Origin of the sequence: Serratia rubidaea, assembly GCF_016026735.1 — a bacterium.
In the GTDB taxonomy this organism is placed as follows: Bacteria; Pseudomonadota; Gammaproteobacteria; order Enterobacterales; family Enterobacteriaceae; genus Serratia_B; species Serratia_B rubidaea.
In genome coordinates this window covers 212,871-230,662 of the sequence record NZ_CP065640.1, presented here as the reverse complement: position 1 = coordinate 230,662, position 17,792 = coordinate 212,871, and the positions used below count along the sequence as shown (strand labels likewise).

Sequence of the window (17,792 nt, the reverse complement as noted above, 5' to 3'; positions counted from 1 at the left end):
TGATTTTAAGTTAGCTGATTGAGTCGGGAGATGCCGGATGTTAAAGCGTGAAATGAACATTGCAGATTACGATGCCGAACTGTGGCGCGCAATGGAACAGGAAGTCGTTCGTCAGGAAGAGCACATCGAACTGATTGCCTCTGAAAACTACACCAGCCCGCGCGTGATGCAGGCTCAGGGTTCTCAGTTGACCAACAAATACGCAGAAGGCTATCCGGGCAAGCGTTATTACGGTGGTTGCGAATATGTGGATATCGTCGAGCAGCTGGCGATTGACCGCGCGAAGGCGCTGTTCGGCGCCGACTACGCCAACGTGCAGCCGCACTCCGGCTCTCAGGCCAACTTCGCCGTGTACACCGCGCTGCTGCAGCCGGGCGACACCATCCTGGGGATGAACCTGGCGCACGGCGGCCACCTGACTCACGGCTCTCCGGTTAACCTGTCCGGCAAACTGTACAACGTGGTGCCTTACGGCATCGACGAGCAAGGCCAAATCGACTATGACGACCTGGCTCAGCAGGCGCAGACCCACAAGCCGAAAATGATCATCGGCGGTTTCTCCGCTTACTCCGGCGTGGTTGACTGGGCCAAAATGCGTGAAATCGCCGACAGCATCGGCGCCTACCTGTTCGTTGACATGGCGCACGTGGCCGGCCTGATTGCCGCAGGCGTCTACCCGAACCCGGTTCCTCATGCGCACATCGTTACCACCACCACCCACAAAACGCTGGCCGGTCCGCGCGGCGGCCTGATCCTGGCGAAGGGCGGCGACGAAGAGCTGTATAAAAAACTGAACTCCGCCGTGTTCCCTGGCGGCCAGGGCGGCCCGCTGATGCACGTGATCGCCGGTAAAGCGGTGGCGCTGAAAGAAGCGATGGAGCCAGAGTTCAAGGCTTATCAGCAGCAGGTGGCAAAAAACGCCAAGGCGATGGTGGAAGTCGTGCTGGAGCGCGGTTACAAAGTGGTTTCCGGCGGTACGCACAACCACCTGTTCCTGCTGGCTCTGGTAGACAAAAACCTGACCGGTAAAGAAGCCGACGCCGCGCTGGGCCGTGCCAATATCACCGTCAACAAAAACAGCGTACCGAACGATCCGAAGAGCCCGTTCGTTACCTCCGGCATCCGTATCGGCACCCCGGCGGTTACCCGTCGCGGCTTCAAGGAAGCTGAAGTGCGCGAGCTGGCCGGCTGGATCTGCGACGTGCTGGACAACATCAATGACGAAGCCGTTATCGAACGCACCAAACAGAAAGTGCTGGATATCTGCGCCCGTCTGCCGGTTTACGCGTAACCCGCGTTGCCGCACCCTGAAAAAACCCGCTGCGGCGGGTTTTTTTACGCCTGCTGCCGGGCAAAGTGTGAGGTATTTGGCACTATCACCTTATAGGTCGTAAGCGTTATTGCGGGCCGGTGTGAGCTCTGTCAAAGTATCGTCCACACACCGGAGGGAACATGGTTCTGCAATCAACACGCTGGCTGGCGCTCAGCTATTTCACCTACTTCTTTTCTTACGGCATTTATCTCCCGTTCTGGAGCGTCTGGCTTAAGGGCGAAGGGCTGGAGCCTGATGTCATCGGTATTTTACTGGGCGCCGGTCTGGTGGCGCGCTTTCTCGGCAGCCTGCTGATTGCGCCACGGGTAAAAGATCCCGCCAATCTGGTGACGGCGCTGCGTATTCTGGCGCTGCTGACGCTGGCCTTCGCCGTCGGCTTCTGTTTTGGCAACGCCTGGGGCTGGCTGATGTTGGTTATTGCCGGCTTTAACCTGTTCTTCTCGCCGCTGGTGCCGCTGACCGACGCGTTGGCCGGCACCTGGCAAAAGCAGATTACGCTGGACTACGGCCGGGTGCGGCTGTGGGGATCGCTGGCGTTTGTGATTGGCTCCGCGTTGACCGGCCAGCTGGTGGCGGCTTGGGGGCATAGCGCCGTTTTATACTGTTTGCTCGCCAGCCTGTTGGCGATGCTGCTGGGCATGCTGCTGAAACCGACGGTGATGCCGCAGGGGGAAGCGCGCGTGCAGAACCAGCCGCAGCGCTCGTGGCGTGAACTGCTGACGGAAGGGCCGGTCTGGCGCTTTCTGCTGTGCGTGACGCTGCTGCAGGGCGCGCATGCCGGCTATTACAGCTTTGCGTCGATTTACTGGCAGGAGTCCGGCTATTCGGCCGCCGCGATCGGCTATTTCTGGTCGCTGGGGGTAGTGGCCGAGGTGATCATTTTCGCCAGCAGCAGCGTACTGTTCCGGCGCTGGAACGCGCGCAGTCTGCTGCTGCTGTCGGCCTGCTGCGGCGTGCTGCGCTGGGGATTGATGGGGGCCACTACCGAACTGGGATGGCTGTTGCTGGTGCAGATCCTGCACTGCGGCACCTTTACCGTCTGCCATCTGGCGGCGATGCGCTTTATCAGCGGACGCAGCGGACCGGACGTGATCCGCCTGCAGTCGGTCTACTCCGGCCTGGCGATGGGCGGCGGTATCGCGGTGATGACGGTGGTTGCCGGCTTCCTGTTTGAACACTGGCAGGGCGGCGTGTTCTGGGTGATGGCGGCGCTTGTGCTGCCGGCGCTGTTTATCCGGCCGCCGGCGGTCAGCGCAGCGCGTTAAGGGGTTTCCAGCAGCGCGCGCAGGGTCTTGCGCTGCCCGCGCGCCAGCGGCAGTTCGGTGTAGATCAGCGGCGGCTGGGTTGCCTGCATCGGCGTCGCGTAAGGAGTGATCACCAGCGTGACGTCTTGCGGCGCGCCGGAGCGCAGGAAGTCGCGCAGCGGCTGATATTTGATATTGAGCGGCAGCAGCGTCAGTTCACGCAGTTGATACTCCAGCTCCTCCTCCAGTTGCGGATTGTCCAGCGTCAGCAGCAGCACCTGTTTTTCCTGCAGGGCGTTGCCCTGCATCAGCCAGGCGCCGAAGCTTATCGCCACCAGGCCGGCCTCCTCGCGTGAAAAGGCAATGCCATACTCCTGCTCAAACGGCTCCAGCGCCTGCTGCGTGGTGCGCATCAGCCGCGGATATTTACGCACCACCTCTTCCAGCAGCATATTATCGATGCCAATGGCAAAGTGGCAGCGCTCCACCGCCGGCGCCAGATGGGCGAACAGGTGGGTGATCAGATCCGCCCGGCTGCTGAAGTTCATGCCGGAAAGCTGTTGGAAGCGCTCAACCATCCGTTCGATCGCCGCCATCAAACGTAAGTCTTCGTCGGAGTGGTCGCTCTCATAGCTGTGGTTTTTCAGCAGGGTGAACATCAGCACCAGAAAGTCCTGCTCATCGGCATGGGACGGCCGGCCGGACAGCGCCAGCAGCAGCGGGTAAAGCCGGGCGGCGGCCTGTTGCTCCGGCTTCTGATGCAGCCAGGCGCGCTGAGCCTCAGTAAACGACGGGTGGCGCTGCCGGCGGATTTCCCACAGGCAGTAGCAGAGATAGGGCGGCAGGAACAGACGGATGCGTTCCTCAATCGGCTGTTTCAGCGTGGCGACGCAGCGCTCCAGTTCGAGCTGCAGCCGGGCAGCCTGCGCATTGTCGAGGGTCAGCGCCTGATGCAGCCGCGGGCTGAAGGTCTCTTCCACAAACTGCGGGCAGCAGCGCAGCGCCCGCCGCAGCCAATGGATCAGGCAGAGGCGTTGATTCAGCGTGCTCCCTGTCAGCTGGTAGCCCTCTTCGGGGCTTCCGGCGATCGCCAGATGGTGGAATCGCTGGATTTCACTGTTCACCTCGGCAATATCCTGCCGGGCGGTGGGGAGGTCGACGCCGTTGATTTGGCTGATAGTCTCCAGTTTTACTGTGGGCGGCGGTGTATACAGCAGCAGCAGCAGGCGGCAGCGCCGCTGTTGACTGGAGAGCTCAGGCACGGGGGAGGTGTCCAGGCTCATAGGGGTATCCGGCAGATCACATTGATATGGGTTTAAGCATAGCAAAAGGTGTTAAAGCGGCGCGGTTCTGGCATCTGGTTTTACTTCGGCTTATAACTTTCGTCACAATTCTGGCGGGGTGCGATGCTGATTTTGCCATTTATTGTGTTATGTTATAACAAATTTACGGGTTGAAATGATGAAGCTAAGAGATTTACTGGTCGGTTTGGCGGCGTGGTATAGCCTGGATGCGGCGGCGCATCCGCACAGTTTCATCGATATGAACACCACCTTCGTGGTGCAGGAACGGCAGCTGGTCGGTTTGAAAATGGTGTGGGTGATGGACGAAATGACCTCGGCGGACCTGCTGTACGATGCGCAGAATGCCAAAAGCGACTCGGAAACCTGGAAGAAGCTGGCGGCGCAGGTGATGGCCAACGTGTTGGGCCAGCACTACTTTACCGATATCTACCGCGACGGCAAACCGGTGAAATACACCAATCTGCCGCCGGAATACCGGCTTTCCCGTCAGGGCCACAAGGCGGTGCTGGAGTTTGTCCTGCCGCTGGCGCACCCGCAGCCGCTGGCGGGGAAACCGTTCAGCATCTCCACCTACGATCCCACCTATTTTGTCGACATGAGCTACCAGGCTTCCTCCGCGATTCATCTGCCGGCCGAGATGGCGCAGCAGTGCCGCTTCGAGCTGTTTACCCCCAAGCCGGACGCCTCGCTGCAGGCGTATGCGCTGTCGCTGGATAAAAACGATTCGCCGGGAGAAGACCTGCAGCTTGGCCAACAGTTTGCCCAACGGATTACTTTACAATGTCACTGAACCTCGGGACTTCGTCGCTTCGCCGCCGCCACTGGGCTGTCAGCCTGTGGCCATTACTGTTGCTGCTGGTGGCGCTGGCGGCCGGCGCGCAACTGGTCTGGCACTACTGGCCGCAAATCATGCTGCAGAGCGTGGCGTGGCAGAAAACGCTGAACCAGCAGCTGGCGGCGCTGCTGCAGCAGGTGAAGGCCGATCCGCAGCGCGCCGGAATAACGCTGATGCTGTTCAGCCTGAGCTACGGCGTGCTGCACGCGCTGGGCCCGGGCCATGGCAAGGTGGTGATCTCAACCTATCTGGCGACGCACCCGACGCGGCTGAAAAGCAGCCTGAGGCTGACCTTCGCCGCCTCGCTGCTGCAGGGGCTGGTGGCGGTAGCGCTGGTGGCGCTGCTGCTGGGCGTGCTGCAGCTGTCGTCGCGTCAGCTGCATCAAAGCAGCTTCTGGCTGGAGCAGGGCAGTTACCTGCTGGTGGTGCTGCTGGGCGCGCTGCTGAGCTGGCGGGCGCTGCGCCGTCTGGCCGCAGCGCTGAAGGCGCTGAAACCGGCGCCGGCGCTGCGTATCCAGCGTCTGGAGCCGCTGGCTGACGATCACGTGCACAGCGCGGACTGCGGCTGCGGTCATCGTCATTTACCCAGCGACAGCGAACTGCAGGCCGGCGGCGACTGGCGCACGCGGGCGGCGATCGTGCTGGCGATGGGCATCCGCCCCTGTTCCGGCGCGATTCTGGTGCTGCTGTTTTCCAAGGTGCTGGGCGTGTTTGCCTGGGGCGTGGCGTCAGCGCTGGCGATGGCGCTGGGCACTTCGGTGACGATTTCACTGCTGGCGCTGTTGGTGCATTACGGCCGCCGGCTGGCGGAGCGCATCAGCGTGTCGCGCGCGTCGGCACATTGGCAGGCGGTGGCGTGGGGATCGCTGGCGTTGCTGGGAGGCGTGCTGCTGCTGTTCGCCGGCGTCATGCTTTACCTCAGCGCGCAGCCGGAGTTCAGCGGCGGGGTGCGGCCTTTCTCGCGTTAAGACGGCAGATATAACAAGGGCGAGGCATTAGCCTCGCCCTTGTTGGTGCTGACAGCGATTAACGCTTCAGCGCTTCGCTCAGTTCTTCGCGCATGGTGCCCAGCAGCGCTTTAACGACGCGCGGGTTACCGGCGACCACGTTGCCGGAGCTGAAGTAGTTGTGACCGCCGACGAAGTCGGTGACCACGCCGCCGGCTTCACGCACCAGCAGCTCGCCCGCGGCGAAGTCCCACGGCTTCAGGCCGATCTCGAAGAAACCGTCAACGCGGCCGGCGGCCACGTAGGCCAGATCCAGCGCGGCGGAGCCGGTGCGGCGGAAGTCGGCGCACTGGGTGAACAGTTTACCCACCAGGTTGATATAGGCCGGCGCGTGCTGCTTCGCCTTGAACGGGAAGCCGGTGGCCAGAATGGTGCCGTCGAGATCTTTGGCGCTGGTGCCGCGCAGACGGTAGCCGTTGAGCTGTGCGCCCTGACCGCGGGTAGCGGTGAACAGTTCGTTGCGCATTGGATCGTAAACCACCGCCACTTCGGTGCGGCCTTTGATGCGCACGGCGATAGAGACGGAGAAGTGTGGGAAGCGTTTGATAAAGTTGGCGGTGCCATCCAGCGGATCGATCACCCATTGTACATCGCGATCTTCGCCAATCAGCTCGCCGCGTTCTTCACTGATGATAGTGTGTTGCGGGTAAGACTTGCGGATGACGTCGATGATCAGATGCTCTGCATCGCGATCGACGTTAGTGACGAAATCGTTACTCCCTTTTTGGCTCGCTTCTACAGCGTCCGGAGTCTCGTAGTTTTTGGCAATCAGGTTACCGGCCTTGCGCGCAGCGCGCACGGCGATAGTCAGCATCGGATGCATGGGTATCTTCCACTAGGATGTTAAAGAACAGGAAACGGCGCGGAGTATAGCAGGTGTTCTGCCAAATGCCTAACCTCTTCACGGGTTAAATTGCAGACAGGCGTAACGCGCATGCCATTAAGTTGTCTCCTGTGATAGGATACTGCGATTTCCGACACCGCTCAGAGTTTGTATGCTGCACAATATCCGCATTGTTCTGGTTGAGACCTCTCATACCGGCAATATGGGCTCAACGGCCCGAGCCATGAAAACCATGGGTTTAACCAACCTGTATCTGGTCAATCCGCTGGTAAAACCTGATTCTCAGGCCATCGCGCTGGCCGCCGGCGCCAGCGATGTTATCGGCAATGCCACCATTGTTGACACCTTTGACGAAGCGATCGCCGGCTGCGGCCTGGTGGTGGGCACCAGCGCGCGCTCGCGCACCTTGCCCTGGCCGATGCTTGAACCGCGCGAATGCGGCGTGCAGGCGGTGAAAGAGGGCGAACAGGCGCCGGTGGCGCTGGTGTTTGGCCGTGAACGCGTCGGCCTGACCAACGACGAACTGCAAAAATGCCACTACCACGTGGCGATCCCGGCCAACCCGGATTACAGCTCGCTGAACCTGGCGATGGCGGTGCAGATCCTCGCCTACGAGGTGCGCGTCGCCTATCTTGACCGCCAGCAGGCGGATGCGCCGGCGCAGCCTGAAGAAGAGGCTTATCCGCTGGTGGATGATATTGAGCGTTTCTATCAGCATCTGGAACAGACGCTGCAGCGCAGCGGATTTATCCGCCCGACGCATCCCGGCCAGGTGATGAACCGCCTGCGCCGCCTGTTTACCCGCGCGCGCCCGGAAGCGCAGGAGCTGAACATTCTGCGCGGTATGCTGACGTCGATAGATAAGCTTGGTAAATGATTGAAATGTCAGTATTCGTTATGATTAATATCAAAACGTGCTAATACTTGAGTGAATTACTCGGTTAAATAGTTGACTGGATTACTAGGGAATGTCAGACTTTCCGCTATGTTTGACCAACAGGTAACCATTGACTATGAGACTGACATCCAAAGGCCGTTATGCCGTAACCGCTATGCTTGACGTGGCATTGCACTCCCAGGAAGGGCCCGTACCATTGGCTGATATTTCAGAGCGACAAGGAATCTCGCTCTCTTATCTGGAGCAATTATTTTCCCGTCTGCGTAAGAACGGTTTGGTAGCCAGCGTGCGCGGCCCGGGTGGTGGTTATCTGCTGGGCAAAGACGCCGGCGAGATTGCCGTCGGCGCGGTGATTACCGCCGTTGATGAATCGGTTGACGCCACCCGCTGTCAGGGGAAAGAAGGCTGCCAGGGCGGCGACCGCTGCCTGACGCACACCCTGTGGCGCGACCTGAGCGAGCGCATCAGCGGTTTCCTGAACGGCATTACGCTGGCTGAACTGGTCAACAATCAGGAAGTGCTGGATGTCGCCGACCGTCAGAATAATGACACGCGTCGTTCCGCCAACGGCCGCCAGGAAGAGACGATCATCAACGTTAATCTGCGCGCATAAGCAGCTGACGAATACTTGAGCATTTTGTTTTGGAAGTGATGTACGGAGCACAAGAGCAATGAAATTACCGATTTATCTGGATTATTCAGCAACGACGCCGGTTGATCCGCGCGTTGCTGAAAAAATGATGCAGTTTTTGACCCTGGACGGCACCTTCGGTAACCCGGCTTCCCGTTCCCACCGTTTCGGTTGGCAGGCTGAGGAAGCGGTAGATATCGCCCGCAATCAGATTGCTGAACTGGTGGGCGCCGATCCGCGTGAAATCGTGTTTACTTCTGGGGCGACCGAATCCGACAACCTGGCGATTAAAGGCGCTGCCAATTTCTATCAGAAAAAAGGCAAGCACATCATCACCAGCAAAACCGAACACAAAGCCGTGCTGGACACCTGCCGTCAGCTGGAGCGCGAAGGGTTTGACGTCACCTACCTGGCGCCGCAGAGCAACGGCATCATCGACCTCAAAGAGCTTGAGGCGGCGATGCGCGATGACACCATTCTGGTGTCCATCATGCACGTGAACAACGAAATCGGCGTGGTGCAGGATATCGCCACCATCGGCGAAATGTGCCGCGCGCGCGGCATCATCTACCACGTTGACGCTACCCAGAGCGTGGGCAAACTGCCTATCGATCTGAGCCAGCTGAAAGTGGACCTGATGTCCTTCTCCGGCCACAAAATCTACGGGCCGAAAGGCATCGGCGCGCTGTACGTACGCCGCAAGCCGCGCATCCGTATCGAAGCGCAGATCCACGGCGGCGGCCACGAGCGCGGCATGCGTTCCGGCACCCTGCCTGTGCACCAGATCGTCGGCATGGGCGAAGCGTACCGCATCGCCAAAGAAGAGATGGACAGCGAGATGGCGCGCCTGCGCACGCTGCGCGACCGTCTGTGGAACGGCGTGAAGGACATGGAAGAAGTGTACCTGAACGGCGACCTGGAGCAGGGTGCGCCGAACATCCTGAACGTCAGCTTCAACTATGTTGAAGGTGAATCGCTGATTATGGCGCTGAAAGACCTGGCCGTTTCCTCCGGCTCTGCCTGTACCTCCGCCAGCCTGGAGCCATCCTACGTGCTGCGCGCGCTGGGAATGAGCGATGAATTGGCGCACAGTTCGATCCGTTTCTCGCTGGGGCGTTTCACCACCGAAGAAGAGATCGACTACACCATCGATCTGGTTCGCAAGTCTATCGGCCGTCTGCGCGATCTTTCTCCGCTGTGGGAAATGTTCAAGCAGGGCGTAGACATCAACAGCATCGAATGGGCACATCATTAATTCTCAGGATTCAGGAGCAAGGTCATGGCTTACAGCGAAAAAGTAATCGATCACTACGAAAACCCGCGTAACGTAGGTTCTTTCGACAATGAAGATCCGAGCGTCGGCAGCGGCATGGTCGGCGCGCCGGCCTGCGGCGACGTGATGAAGCTGCAGATCAAGGTGAACGACGCCGGCATCATCGAAGATGCGCGTTTCAAAACCTACGGCTGCGGTTCCGCCATCGCCTCCAGCTCGCTGGTGACCGAATGGATGAAGGGCAAGTCGCTGGATCAGGCGGAAGCCATCAAAAACACCGAAATTGCGGAAGAACTGGAACTGCCACCGGTAAAAATCCACTGTTCTATCCTGGCGGAAGACGCGATCAAAGCGGCGATTGCTGATTATAAAAGCAAGCACGACGCCAAGTAATTTCAGGTAGGGGCGTAGCATGCTGCATGCTGCGCCCGCGTTTATTGGGACGCTGTCTGGCGTCCCGGGGCCGGTCCGCTCCCCGACGCCGGTTTGCCAGATGCAGGGGATATTGAGTGTGAGGTTGTTATGTCGATTACTATGAGCGACAGCGCTGCGCAACGCGTTCAGGCGTTCCTGAATAACCGCGGCAAAGGTCTCGGCCTGCGTCTTGGGGTTCGCACCTCCGGCTGTTCCGGGATGGCGTACGTGCTGGAATTTGTTGACGATGTGAATGACGACGACGTTATTTTCGAAGACAAAGGCGTTAAGGTGATCATTGACGGCAAGAGCCTGGTCTACCTTGACGGCACCGAACTTGATTTCGTTAAGGAAGGCCTGAACGAAGGCTTCAAGTTCAACAACCCGAATGTCTCAAGCGAGTGCGGCTGCGGCGAAAGTTTCAACGTCTGATAGCCCGTCGTGTTCTTCCGCAGAGGCCTTGCGGATGGATGAGATGCCCCCCGCACGGCGCGGGGGACCCGAAACCCTCACGATAACGCCCAGAGCACGCTATGGATTACTTTACTTTATTCGGGCTGCCAGTTCGCTATCCCGTGGACGGCAGCCTGCTTGCATCCCGCTTTCAGGATCTGCAACGCCAATTCCATCCCGACCGCTTTGCCAGCCAGCCGGAGCGCGAGCGCCTGATGGCGCTGCAGCAGGCGGCGACCATTAATGAAGCCTACCAGACCCTCAAGCACCCGTTAAAACGCGCCGAGTATATGTTATCGTTGCACGGCTTTGACCTGGGTAATGAACAGCATACCCTGCGCGATACGGCGTTCCTGATGGAACAGCTGGAGCTGCGCGAAGAGCTTGACGCCATTGAGCGTAAGGCGGATGACGCCGCGTTGACGGCCTTTGGCGAACGCCTTGCCGTCGCCGTCAGGCAGCGCAGCGCCCAGATGGTGCAGCAGTTGGACGACGAACAGTGGACCGACGCCGCCGATACCGTGCGCAAACTGCGCTTTTTGGACAAACTCCAGCAACAGGTTGAACAACTCGAAGAAAAACTGCTGGGTTTTGAGTGATTTTTTTAATTCTGGAAGCTCGACATGGCCTTATTACAAATCAGTGAGCCCGGCTTAAGCGCCGCGCCACACCAGCGTCGTCTGGCGGCCGGCATCGATCTGGGCACCACCAACTCGCTGGTCGCCACGGTGCGCAGCGGGCAGGCTGAAACGCTGCCCGACGCCGAAGGGCGTCACCTGCTGCCGTCGGTGGTGCACTACGGCGAGCAGACTACGCAGGTCGGCGTCGCCGCGCGCGCGCAGGCGGTGCAGGATCCGGCCAACACCATCAGCTCGGTCAAACGCATGATGGGCCGCTCCCTGGCCGACGTACAGCAACGCTATCCGAACCTGCCTTATCAGTTCCAGGCCAGCGAAAACGGCCTGCCGATGATCGCCACCGCCGCCGGGCTGCTTAACCCGGTCAGCGTGTCCGCCGATATCCTCAAGGCGCTGTCCGACCGGGCGCAGCAGGCGCTGGACGGTGAACTGGACGGCGTGGTGATCACCGTTCCCGCTTATTTTGATGACGCGCAGCGTCAGGGCACCAAGGACGCCGCGCGTCTGGCGGGCCTGCACGTGCTGCGTCTGCTGAACGAGCCGACCGCCGCGGCCATCGCCTACGGGCTGGACTCCGGCCAGGAAGGCACCATCGCCGTGTACGATTTGGGCGGCGGCACCTTTGATATTTCTATTTTGCGCCTCAGCCGCGGCGTGTTCGAAGTGCTGGCCACCGGCGGCGACTCCGCGCTGGGCGGCGATGACTTCGACCACCTGCTGGCCGACTGGCTGCGCGAACAGGCCGGCGTGGCCGACCGCAGCGATCACGGCCTGCAGCGCCAACTGCTGGATGCCGCAATCCAGGCCAAAATCGCGCTGAGCGACGCCGAGTCCGTGACGGTGAACGTCGCCGGCTGGCAGGGCGACGTGACGCGCGAGCAGTTCAACGCCCTGATCGCCACGCTGGTCAAACGCACGCTGATGGCCTGCCGCCGCGCGCTGAAAGACGCCGGCGTCAGCGCGGAAGAGGTGCAGGACGTGGTGATGGTGGGCGGCTCTACCCGTGTACCGCTGGTGCGTGAGCAGGTCGGCGCCTTCTTTGGCCGCACGCCGCTGACGTCGATCGACCCGGACAAAGTGGTTGCCATCGGCGCGGCCGTTCAGGCCGATATCCTGGTGGGCAACAAGCCGGACAGCGAAATGCTGCTGCTGGACGTGATCCCGCTGTCGCTGGGGCTGGAAACCATGGGCGGTCTGGTGGAGAAAGTCATCCCGCGCAACACCACCATTCCGGTGGCGCGCGCGCAGGAGTTCACCACCTTTAAAGACGGCCAGAGCGCGATGATGATCCACGTGCTGCAGGGCGAGCGCGAGCTGGTGCAGGACTGCCGTTCGCTGGCCCGCTTTACGCTGCGCGGCCTGCCGCCGCTGCCGGCGGGCGGGGCGCATATCCGCGTCACCTTCCAGGTGGATGCGGACGGCCTGCTGAGCGTGACCGCGATGGAGAAATCCACCGGCGTCGAGGCGTCGATTCAGGTGAAACCTTCCTACGGCTTGTCGGATGACGAGATCGCCGGAATGATCAAAGATTCGATGGCCCACGCGCAGAGCGACGTCGGTGCGCGCATGCTGGCGGAGCAGCGGGTGGAAGCCGCCCGCGTGCTGGAAAGCCTGCAGGGCGCGCTGGCGAGCGATGCGGCGCTGTTGGAGGCGCAAGAGCGCCAGGCCATCGACGCCGCCGTGGCCGCCTTGCAACAGGCGGTACAGGGCGACAAGCCGGCGGCCATTGAAGCCGCAATAAAAACATTAGATGCGACTACGCAAGATTTTGCCGCGCGCCGTATGGATGCCTCCATTCGACGGGCGCTGGCTGGCCATTCTGTGGATGAGGTTTAACCATGCCTAAAGTTGTTTTCCTGCCCCATCAGGACTTATGCCCGGAAGGGGCGGTATTGGACGCGGAACAAGGGGAAACCATCCTCGATGTTGCGCTGCGCAACGGGATTGATATCGAGCACGCCTGTGAAAAATCCTGCGCCTGCACCACCTGTCACTGCATCGTGCGTGAAGGCTTTGACTCGCTGGAAGAGAGCAGCGAGCTGGAAGACGACATGCTGGACAAAGCCTGGGGGCTGGAGCCGGAAAGCCGTCTGAGCTGCCAGGCGCGCGTCGCGGACGACGATCTGGTGGTGGAGATGCCGCGCTATACCGTTAACCACGCGCGCGAGCACTAATTGTTAGCCGTCAGCCTGAACGGGAGATCATAATGGGACTGAAATGGACCGACAGCCGCGAGATCGGCGAAGCCCTGTACGATGCCTATCCGGACACCGATCCGAAAACCGTGCGTTTTACCGACATGCATCAGTGGATTTGCGAGCTGGAAGAGTTCGATGACGATCCGCAGGCTTCCAACGAGAAAATACTGGAAGCGATTTTGCTGGTCTGGTTAGATGAAGCAGACTAGCGACTAATAGCGTAACGGGCTGCCATGGGCGGCCCGTTTATTTTGTATCCGACCGATAAAAACGAATCTACCCTCAATAATTCGGGTGACCGGGCGCAGCCAACACCGCCGTCACCTGAAGTTATGACGGGCATAAAGCATATACGGAGTAGGCTATGACGACTGAAACCATGCAGATTACCCTGTCCCACCAGCCCGCCGATGCGCGCTGGGGCGAAAAAGCCCTGCTGAGCACCAACAACGACGGCATCACCATTCACCTGACCGGTAACGGCAAACTGGGCGCAATTCAGCGCGCGGCGCGTAAAATCGACGGCCAGGGCATCCGCCAGGTGACGCTGGCCGGCGAAGGTTGGGGCCTGGAGCAAAGCTGGGCGTTCTGGCAGGGGTTCCGCGGGCCGAAGGGCCAGCGCAGCGTTGAATGGCCGCAGCTGTCCGCTGACGACCGCCAGGAGCTGGACCGCCGCCTGAAGATCGTCGACTGGGTGCGCGACACCATCAACATGCCGGCGGAGGATCTGGGGCCGGAGCAGCTGGCGACCCGCGCCGTTGACCTGATGTGCGACGTCGGCTGCGATGCGGTCAGCTACCGCATTATCAAAGGCGAAGACCTGCGCGAGCAGAACTATGCCGGCATCCATACCGTCGGCCGCGGCTCTTCGCGTCCGCCGGTGCTGTTGGCGCTGGACTACAACCCGGGCGGCAATCCGGACGCGCCGGTATTCGCCTGCCTGGTCGGCAAAGGCATCACCTTTGACACCGGCGGCTACAGCCTGAAGCAGAGCGCCTTTATGGATTCGATGAAGGCCGATATGGGCGGCGCGGCCACGGCGACCGGCGCGCTGGCGCTGGCGGCGGCGCGCGGTCTCGACAAGCGGGTGAAGCTCTACCTGTGCTGCGCGGACAATATGGTCAGCGGCAACGCCTTCAAGCTGGGGGATATCATCCGCTATCGCAACGGTAAAACCGTCGAGGTGATGAATACCGACGCCGAAGGGCGCCTGGTGCTGGCCGACGGCCTGATCGATGCCTCCGAACAGCAGCCGGAACTGATTATCGACTGCGCCACCCTGACCGGCGCGGCGAAAACCGCGCTGGGCAATGACTACCACGCGCTGTTCAGCTTCGACGACGCGCTGGCGCAGGATCTGCTCAGCAGCGCGCAGGAAGAGCACGAGCCGTTCTGGCGTCTGCCGCTGGCGGAGTTCCACCGCAGCCAGCTGCCGTCCAACTTCGCCGAGCTGAACAACATCGCCGGCGCGGCCTACAGCGCCGGCGCCAGCACCGCAGCGGCCTTCCTGTCGCACTTTGTCACGCGCTATCAGCAGGGCTGGCTGCACATCGACTGCTCCGCCACCTACCGCAAAGGCGCGGTGGATCAGTGGTCCGCCGGCGCGACCGGGCTGGGCGTGCGCGCCGTCGCCAACCTGCTGCTGAGCAAAGCGAAATAACGCTGAACATATCGTTAATAGATGTAAGGGGCCGGAGCGTTGGCCCCTTAATAATTGGAGTTGGTCATGAGTTCCCACCATCACGATACCGTCGCCGCTGACGACAATGAACTGGAGCGCCTGCTGAAGCTGGCGGTCAGCGAGGCGGCGCACCGGCCGGCATTTTTCCGCGAGCTGCTGGAGTCCACCGTTTATATTCTCGGCGACGGCGAGCAGGTGCAGCAAGAAGGCAATATTACGCTGGATGCCGATACGCCGGTGAACATTCAGCACTGGGAAAAGCAGGACGGCAGCAGCGTGGTGCCGTTCTTCTCGTCGCTGCGTCTGCTGCAGCAGGCGGTGGAGGACGAACAGCCGTTTATCGCCATGCCGGCGCGGGTGCTGTTTGAAATCACCCAGGGCGCCGAACTGTTCCTGAACCCGAAGGCCGAGTACGGCAAAGAGTTTTACCCGGAAGAAGTGGCGCAGCTGCTGGCAAACGGCGGGGTGAGCAAGCCGGTTGAACACTACATCGACAAGGATTCGCAAATCCTGCTCGGCCAGCCGGAGGTGTATCCGGCGGCGATGGTGGATGCGCTGACCACGCTGTTCAGCCAGCGTAAGCCGGTGCGCCGGGCGTTTCTGGCGCTGATGCACGATCGCGCGCTGGATGAGAAACCCAACCTGCTGGTGGGGGTGGAAGTGGACGGCGATGCGGCCGAGATCGACGCGCTGATTCAGGAGGCGGGCAGCGTCGCCAGCGAGGCGCTGGCGGATGACGAACCGGTGGACTTCTGCCTGGTGTCGGAAAAAGAGCGCGGCGTCAGCCACTACCTGATTGCCCATACCCAGCCGTTCTATCAGCGGCGCTGGGGCAGCTGGCTGCGCAATATCATTCCTTCCACCGATACCAGCCAATAACGGCGCAGCGTGACGCGCCTGCGGGCTTTGGCGGCGAAATCGACGCCGGCGCTAATATTTTTTTAAAGAAATGTTGGTTTTCCCGTAGGCAAGCGTTAATAGCGCACATATAATTTGCGCCACTTGAACAAGGCCGGCGGATTTTTTCTGAGTCCGGCCGTATTAGGAAGTCAGACTGAGGCCATTATGACCGTAGAACGTACCTTTTCCATCGTTAAACCAAACTCCGTAGCCAACAACGACATCGGCGCTATCTATGCGCGTTTCGAGCGTGCGGGTTTCAAAATTATCGCCGCTAAAATGCTGAAGCTGAGCCGTGAGCAAGCTGAAGGCTTCTACGCTGAGCACAAAGGCCGTCCATTCTTCGATGGTCTGGTTGAGTTCATGACCTCTGGTCCAATCATGGTGCAGGTTCTGGAAGCGGAAAACGCTATCCAGCGCAACCGCGACATCATGGGTGCAACCAACCCGGACAACGCGCTGGCCGGCACCCTGCGTGCTGACTTCGCTGACAGCTTCACCGCTAACGCGGTGCACGGTTCCGACTCCCCGGAATCTGCTGCGCGTGAAATCGCTTACTTCTTCAACGACAGCGAAATCTGCCCGCGTTGATAGCGTTGGTTTCTTCCGACGAAAGATCATATTCACCGGCTGAAACAATAAAAATGCCCTGAATGCGTTCCCGTCGTGGAAACTCGCTACTAAAATTTGTACAATGCCGCGCCCTGGATGAGTCAACTTGTCCAGGGCGTGTTTTATCCCGCCAGAGTCCGCCGCCCAGAAAGCGCCGGCAGGGATAACAACACACTTCGCCCATTCTTGTTCCCGAGAGGGAGCCAGCCATAACGTGTAATAACGAGGCTAAAGATCATTATGTTAGAACCCATCGCGTCCGAGCACACCGTGTCTGAAAATAATTCTATGCAAGATCAATCCGTTAAAACGGAGCAACCGGCTGCCGCCAAAATTAACCTGCTGGACCTGAACCGTCAGCAGATGCGTGAGTTTTTCGCCTCGCTGGGGGAGAAACCGTTCCGCGCCGACCAGGTCATGAAGTGGATCTATCACTACTGCTGCGATGATTTCGAGCAGATGACCGATATCAATAAGGTGCTGCGCGGCAAACTGCAGCAGATTGCCGAAATTCGCGCGCCGGAAGTGGCCGAAGAGCAGCGCTCGAGCGATGGCACCATCAAGTGGGCGATCAAAGTCGGCGACCAGCAGGTCGAAACCGTCTATATCCCGGAAGCCGACCGCGCGACGCTGTGCGTCTCCTCGCAGGTAGGCTGCGCCCTGGAGTGTAAATTCTGTTCCACCGCGCAGCAGGGCTTTAACCGCAACCTGCGCGTATCGGAAATTATCGGCCAGGTGTGGCGCGCGGCGAAAATCATCGGCGCGCAGAAGGTTACCGGCCAGCGTCCGATCACCAACGTGGTGATGATGGGCATGGGCGAGCCGCTGCTCAACCTGACCAACGTGGTGCCGGCGATGGAAATCATGCTTGACGATTTCGGCTTCGGCCTGTCGAAGCGCCGCGTCACGCTGTCGACCTCCGGCGTGGTGCCGGCGCTGGACAAGCTGGGCGACATGATCGACGTGGCGCTGGCGATCTCGCTGCACGCGCCGAACGACGCGGTGCGCGATGAGATCGTGCCGATTAACCGCAAATACAACATCGAAGCCTTCCTGGCCGGGGTGCGCCGCTATCTGGCAAAGTCCAACGCCAACCAGGGGCGGGTGACGGTGGAGTACGTGATGCTGGATCACGTCAACGACAGCACCGACGACGCGCATCAGCTGGCGGAAGTGCTGAAGGATACGCCGTGCAAGATTAACCTGATCCCATGGAACCCGTTCCCGGGCGCGCCGTATGGCCGCAGCTCCAACAGCCGGGTCGATCGTTTTTCCAAAGTGTTGATGGAATACGGCTTTACGACTATTGTTCGTAAAACCCGCGGCGATGATATCGACGCGGCCTGCGGCCAGCTGGCGGGCGAGGTGATTGACCGCACCAAGCGCACGCTGAAAAAGAAAATGGCCGGGGAACCTATCAAGGTGCAGACGGTCTGAAATCTATAGGAAGATTTTAGTTATCTAACAGCCTGTTATGTAAACAGCAATCCCTCAGGCGATCGGGTAACATCGTACAAGGAGTTTAAA

At 60.2% G+C, this 17,792-nt stretch carries 19 protein-coding genes; 17 read left to right on the top strand and 2 right to left on the bottom strand.

What is annotated here, in order from left to right; genetic code table 11:
- The first annotated feature begins 37 nt into the window (after positions 1–37).
- Positions 38–1,291, top strand: a complete 1,254-nt coding sequence (gene glyA, locus I6G83_RS01055; protein ID WP_062779203.1) for a serine hydroxymethyltransferase — start codon at positions 38–40, stop codon at positions 1,289–1,291.
- 161 nt (positions 1,292–1,452) lie between these two features.
- On the top strand, positions 1,453–2,598 hold the full coding sequence (locus I6G83_RS01050; RefSeq protein WP_015673432.1) for a 3-phenylpropionate MFS transporter: 1,146 nt from the start codon (positions 1,453–1,455) through the stop codon (positions 2,596–2,598).
- On the opposite strand, the gene csiE is transcribed toward I6G83_RS01050, so the two are convergent.
- Positions 2,595–3,860, bottom strand: a complete 1,266-nt coding sequence (csiE, locus tag I6G83_RS01045; protein WP_054306792.1) for a stationary phase inducible protein CsiE — start codon at positions 3,858–3,860, stop codon at positions 2,595–2,597. The two genes, I6G83_RS01050 and csiE, sit on opposite strands and share 4 nt — an antisense overlap.
- A gap of 175 nt (positions 3,861–4,035) precedes the next feature.
- Here csiE and I6G83_RS01040 point away from each other — a divergent pair, with 175 nt between their 5' ends.
- Entirely contained in the window at positions 4,036–4,671 is a 636-nt protein-coding gene (locus tag I6G83_RS01040; protein ID WP_054306791.1) for a DUF1007 family protein, read from the top strand.
- Complete coding sequence (locus I6G83_RS01035; RefSeq protein ID WP_054306790.1) at positions 4,662–5,684, top strand: nickel/cobalt transporter; 1,023 nt, start codon at positions 4,662–4,664, stop codon at positions 5,682–5,684. Before I6G83_RS01040 ends, I6G83_RS01035 begins: the two co-directional genes overlap by 10 nt.
- Before the next feature lie 58 nt (positions 5,685–5,742).
- On the opposite strand, the gene suhB is transcribed toward I6G83_RS01035, so the two are convergent.
- Positions 5,743–6,546, bottom strand: coding sequence for an inositol-1-monophosphatase (suhB, locus tag I6G83_RS01030; protein WP_015673428.1), 804 nt, complete (start codon positions 6,544–6,546; stop codon positions 5,743–5,745).
- Between the two features lie 172 nt (positions 6,547–6,718).
- On the opposite strand from suhB, the gene trmJ reads away from it, so the two are divergent.
- The 13 genes from trmJ (at position 6,719) to I6G83_RS00965 (ending at position 17,702) form a co-directional block, all read left to right on the top strand.
- Complete coding sequence (trmJ, locus tag I6G83_RS01025; RefSeq protein ID WP_015673427.1) at positions 6,719–7,444, top strand: tRNA (cytosine(32)/uridine(32)-2'-O)-methyltransferase TrmJ; 726 nt, start codon at positions 6,719–6,721, stop codon at positions 7,442–7,444.
- Between the two features lie 136 nt (positions 7,445–7,580).
- Complete coding sequence (iscR, locus tag I6G83_RS01020; RefSeq protein WP_015673426.1) at positions 7,581–8,078, top strand: Fe-S cluster assembly transcriptional regulator IscR; 498 nt, start codon at positions 7,581–7,583, stop codon at positions 8,076–8,078.
- Between the two features lie 58 nt (positions 8,079–8,136).
- The gene (iscS, locus tag I6G83_RS01015; protein ID WP_054306789.1) at positions 8,137–9,351 is read left to right on the top strand and encodes a cysteine desulfurase; all 1,215 of its coding nucleotides are present in this window, start codon (positions 8,137–8,139) and stop codon (positions 9,349–9,351) included.
- Between the two features lie 24 nt (positions 9,352–9,375).
- Positions 9,376–9,762 carry a Fe-S cluster assembly scaffold IscU gene (gene iscU, locus I6G83_RS01010; protein ID WP_015673424.1) on the top strand — a complete coding sequence of 129 codons (387 nt, stop codon included), beginning with the start codon at positions 9,376–9,378 and terminating at the stop codon, positions 9,760–9,762.
- A gap of 129 nt (positions 9,763–9,891) precedes the next feature.
- A complete protein-coding gene (iscA, locus tag I6G83_RS01005) occupies positions 9,892–10,215 on the top strand; it encodes an iron-sulfur cluster assembly protein IscA (protein WP_015673423.1) in 324 nt (107 codons plus the stop codon).
- 101 nt (positions 10,216–10,316) lie between these two features.
- On the top strand, positions 10,317–10,835 hold the full coding sequence (hscB, locus tag I6G83_RS01000; RefSeq protein ID WP_015673422.1) for a co-chaperone HscB: 519 nt from the start codon (positions 10,317–10,319) through the stop codon (positions 10,833–10,835).
- Between the two features lie 24 nt (positions 10,836–10,859).
- Positions 10,860–12,710: a Fe-S protein assembly chaperone HscA gene (hscA, locus tag I6G83_RS00995; protein WP_054306788.1), complete on the top strand. Its 1,851-nt coding sequence runs from the start codon at positions 10,860–10,862 to the stop codon at positions 12,708–12,710.
- Between the two features lie 2 nt (positions 12,711–12,712).
- Positions 12,713–13,048, top strand: a complete 336-nt coding sequence (gene fdx / locus I6G83_RS00990) for an ISC system 2Fe-2S type ferredoxin (RefSeq protein WP_015673420.1) — start codon at positions 12,713–12,715, stop codon at positions 13,046–13,048.
- Positions 13,049–13,080: 32 nt separating this feature from the next.
- Complete coding sequence (gene iscX / locus I6G83_RS00985) at positions 13,081–13,281, top strand: Fe-S cluster assembly protein IscX (protein WP_015673419.1); 201 nt, start codon at positions 13,081–13,083, stop codon at positions 13,279–13,281.
- Between the two features lie 155 nt (positions 13,282–13,436).
- Positions 13,437–14,732 carry an aminopeptidase PepB gene (gene pepB / locus I6G83_RS00980; protein WP_015673418.1) on the top strand — a complete coding sequence of 432 codons (1,296 nt, stop codon included), beginning with the start codon at positions 13,437–13,439 and terminating at the stop codon, positions 14,730–14,732.
- A gap of 66 nt (positions 14,733–14,798) precedes the next feature.
- Positions 14,799–15,632 (top strand): enhanced serine sensitivity protein SseB, encoded by an 834-nt coding sequence (gene sseB, locus I6G83_RS00975; protein ID WP_054306787.1) that lies wholly within the window; start codon positions 14,799–14,801, stop codon positions 15,630–15,632.
- A 186-nt stretch (positions 15,633–15,818) separates the two neighbouring features.
- A complete protein-coding gene (gene ndk, locus I6G83_RS00970) occupies positions 15,819–16,244 on the top strand; it encodes a nucleoside-diphosphate kinase (protein WP_015673416.1) in 426 nt (141 codons plus the stop codon).
- Positions 16,245–16,505: 261 nt separating this feature from the next.
- Positions 16,506–17,702, top strand: coding sequence for a bifunctional tRNA (adenosine(37)-C2)-methyltransferase TrmG/ribosomal RNA large subunit methyltransferase RlmN (locus tag I6G83_RS00965; RefSeq protein ID WP_015673415.1), 1,197 nt, complete (start codon positions 16,506–16,508; stop codon positions 17,700–17,702).
- Positions 17,703–17,792: the final 90 nt, after the last annotated feature.

Bases quoted from the DNA above. Each gene is read 5' to 3' on its own strand.
- glyA (WP_062779203.1), top strand. From the start codon at position 38: ATGTTAAAGCGTGAAATGAACATTGCAGATTACGATGCCGAACTGTGG.
- I6G83_RS01050 (WP_015673432.1), top strand. From the start codon at position 1,453: ATGGTTCTGCAATCAACACGCTGGCTGGCGCTCAGCTATTTCACCTAC.
- csiE (WP_054306792.1), bottom strand. From the start codon at position 3,860: ATGAGCCTGGACACCTCCCCCGTGCCTGAGCTCTCCAGTCAACAGCGG.
- I6G83_RS01040 (WP_054306791.1), top strand. From the start codon at position 4,036: ATGATGAAGCTAAGAGATTTACTGGTCGGTTTGGCGGCGTGGTATAGC.
- I6G83_RS01035 (WP_054306790.1), top strand. From the start codon at position 4,662: ATGTCACTGAACCTCGGGACTTCGTCGCTTCGCCGCCGCCACTGGGCT.
- suhB (WP_015673428.1), bottom strand. From the start codon at position 6,546: ATGCATCCGATGCTGACTATCGCCGTGCGCGCTGCGCGCAAGGCCGGT.
- trmJ (WP_015673427.1), top strand. From the start codon at position 6,719: ATGCTGCACAATATCCGCATTGTTCTGGTTGAGACCTCTCATACCGGC.
- iscR (WP_015673426.1), top strand. From the start codon at position 7,581: ATGAGACTGACATCCAAAGGCCGTTATGCCGTAACCGCTATGCTTGAC.
- iscS (WP_054306789.1), top strand. From the start codon at position 8,137: ATGAAATTACCGATTTATCTGGATTATTCAGCAACGACGCCGGTTGAT.
- iscU (WP_015673424.1), top strand. From the start codon at position 9,376: ATGGCTTACAGCGAAAAAGTAATCGATCACTACGAAAACCCGCGTAAC.
- iscA (WP_015673423.1), top strand. From the start codon at position 9,892: ATGTCGATTACTATGAGCGACAGCGCTGCGCAACGCGTTCAGGCGTTC.
- hscB (WP_015673422.1), top strand. From the start codon at position 10,317: ATGGATTACTTTACTTTATTCGGGCTGCCAGTTCGCTATCCCGTGGAC.
- hscA (WP_054306788.1), top strand. From the start codon at position 10,860: ATGGCCTTATTACAAATCAGTGAGCCCGGCTTAAGCGCCGCGCCACAC.
- fdx (WP_015673420.1), top strand. From the start codon at position 12,713: ATGCCTAAAGTTGTTTTCCTGCCCCATCAGGACTTATGCCCGGAAGGG.
- iscX (WP_015673419.1), top strand. From the start codon at position 13,081: ATGGGACTGAAATGGACCGACAGCCGCGAGATCGGCGAAGCCCTGTAC.
- pepB (WP_015673418.1), top strand. From the start codon at position 13,437: ATGACGACTGAAACCATGCAGATTACCCTGTCCCACCAGCCCGCCGAT.
- sseB (WP_054306787.1), top strand. From the start codon at position 14,799: ATGAGTTCCCACCATCACGATACCGTCGCCGCTGACGACAATGAACTG.
- ndk (WP_015673416.1), top strand. From the start codon at position 15,819: ATGACCGTAGAACGTACCTTTTCCATCGTTAAACCAAACTCCGTAGCC.
- I6G83_RS00965 (WP_015673415.1), top strand. From the start codon at position 16,506: ATGTTAGAACCCATCGCGTCCGAGCACACCGTGTCTGAAAATAATTCT.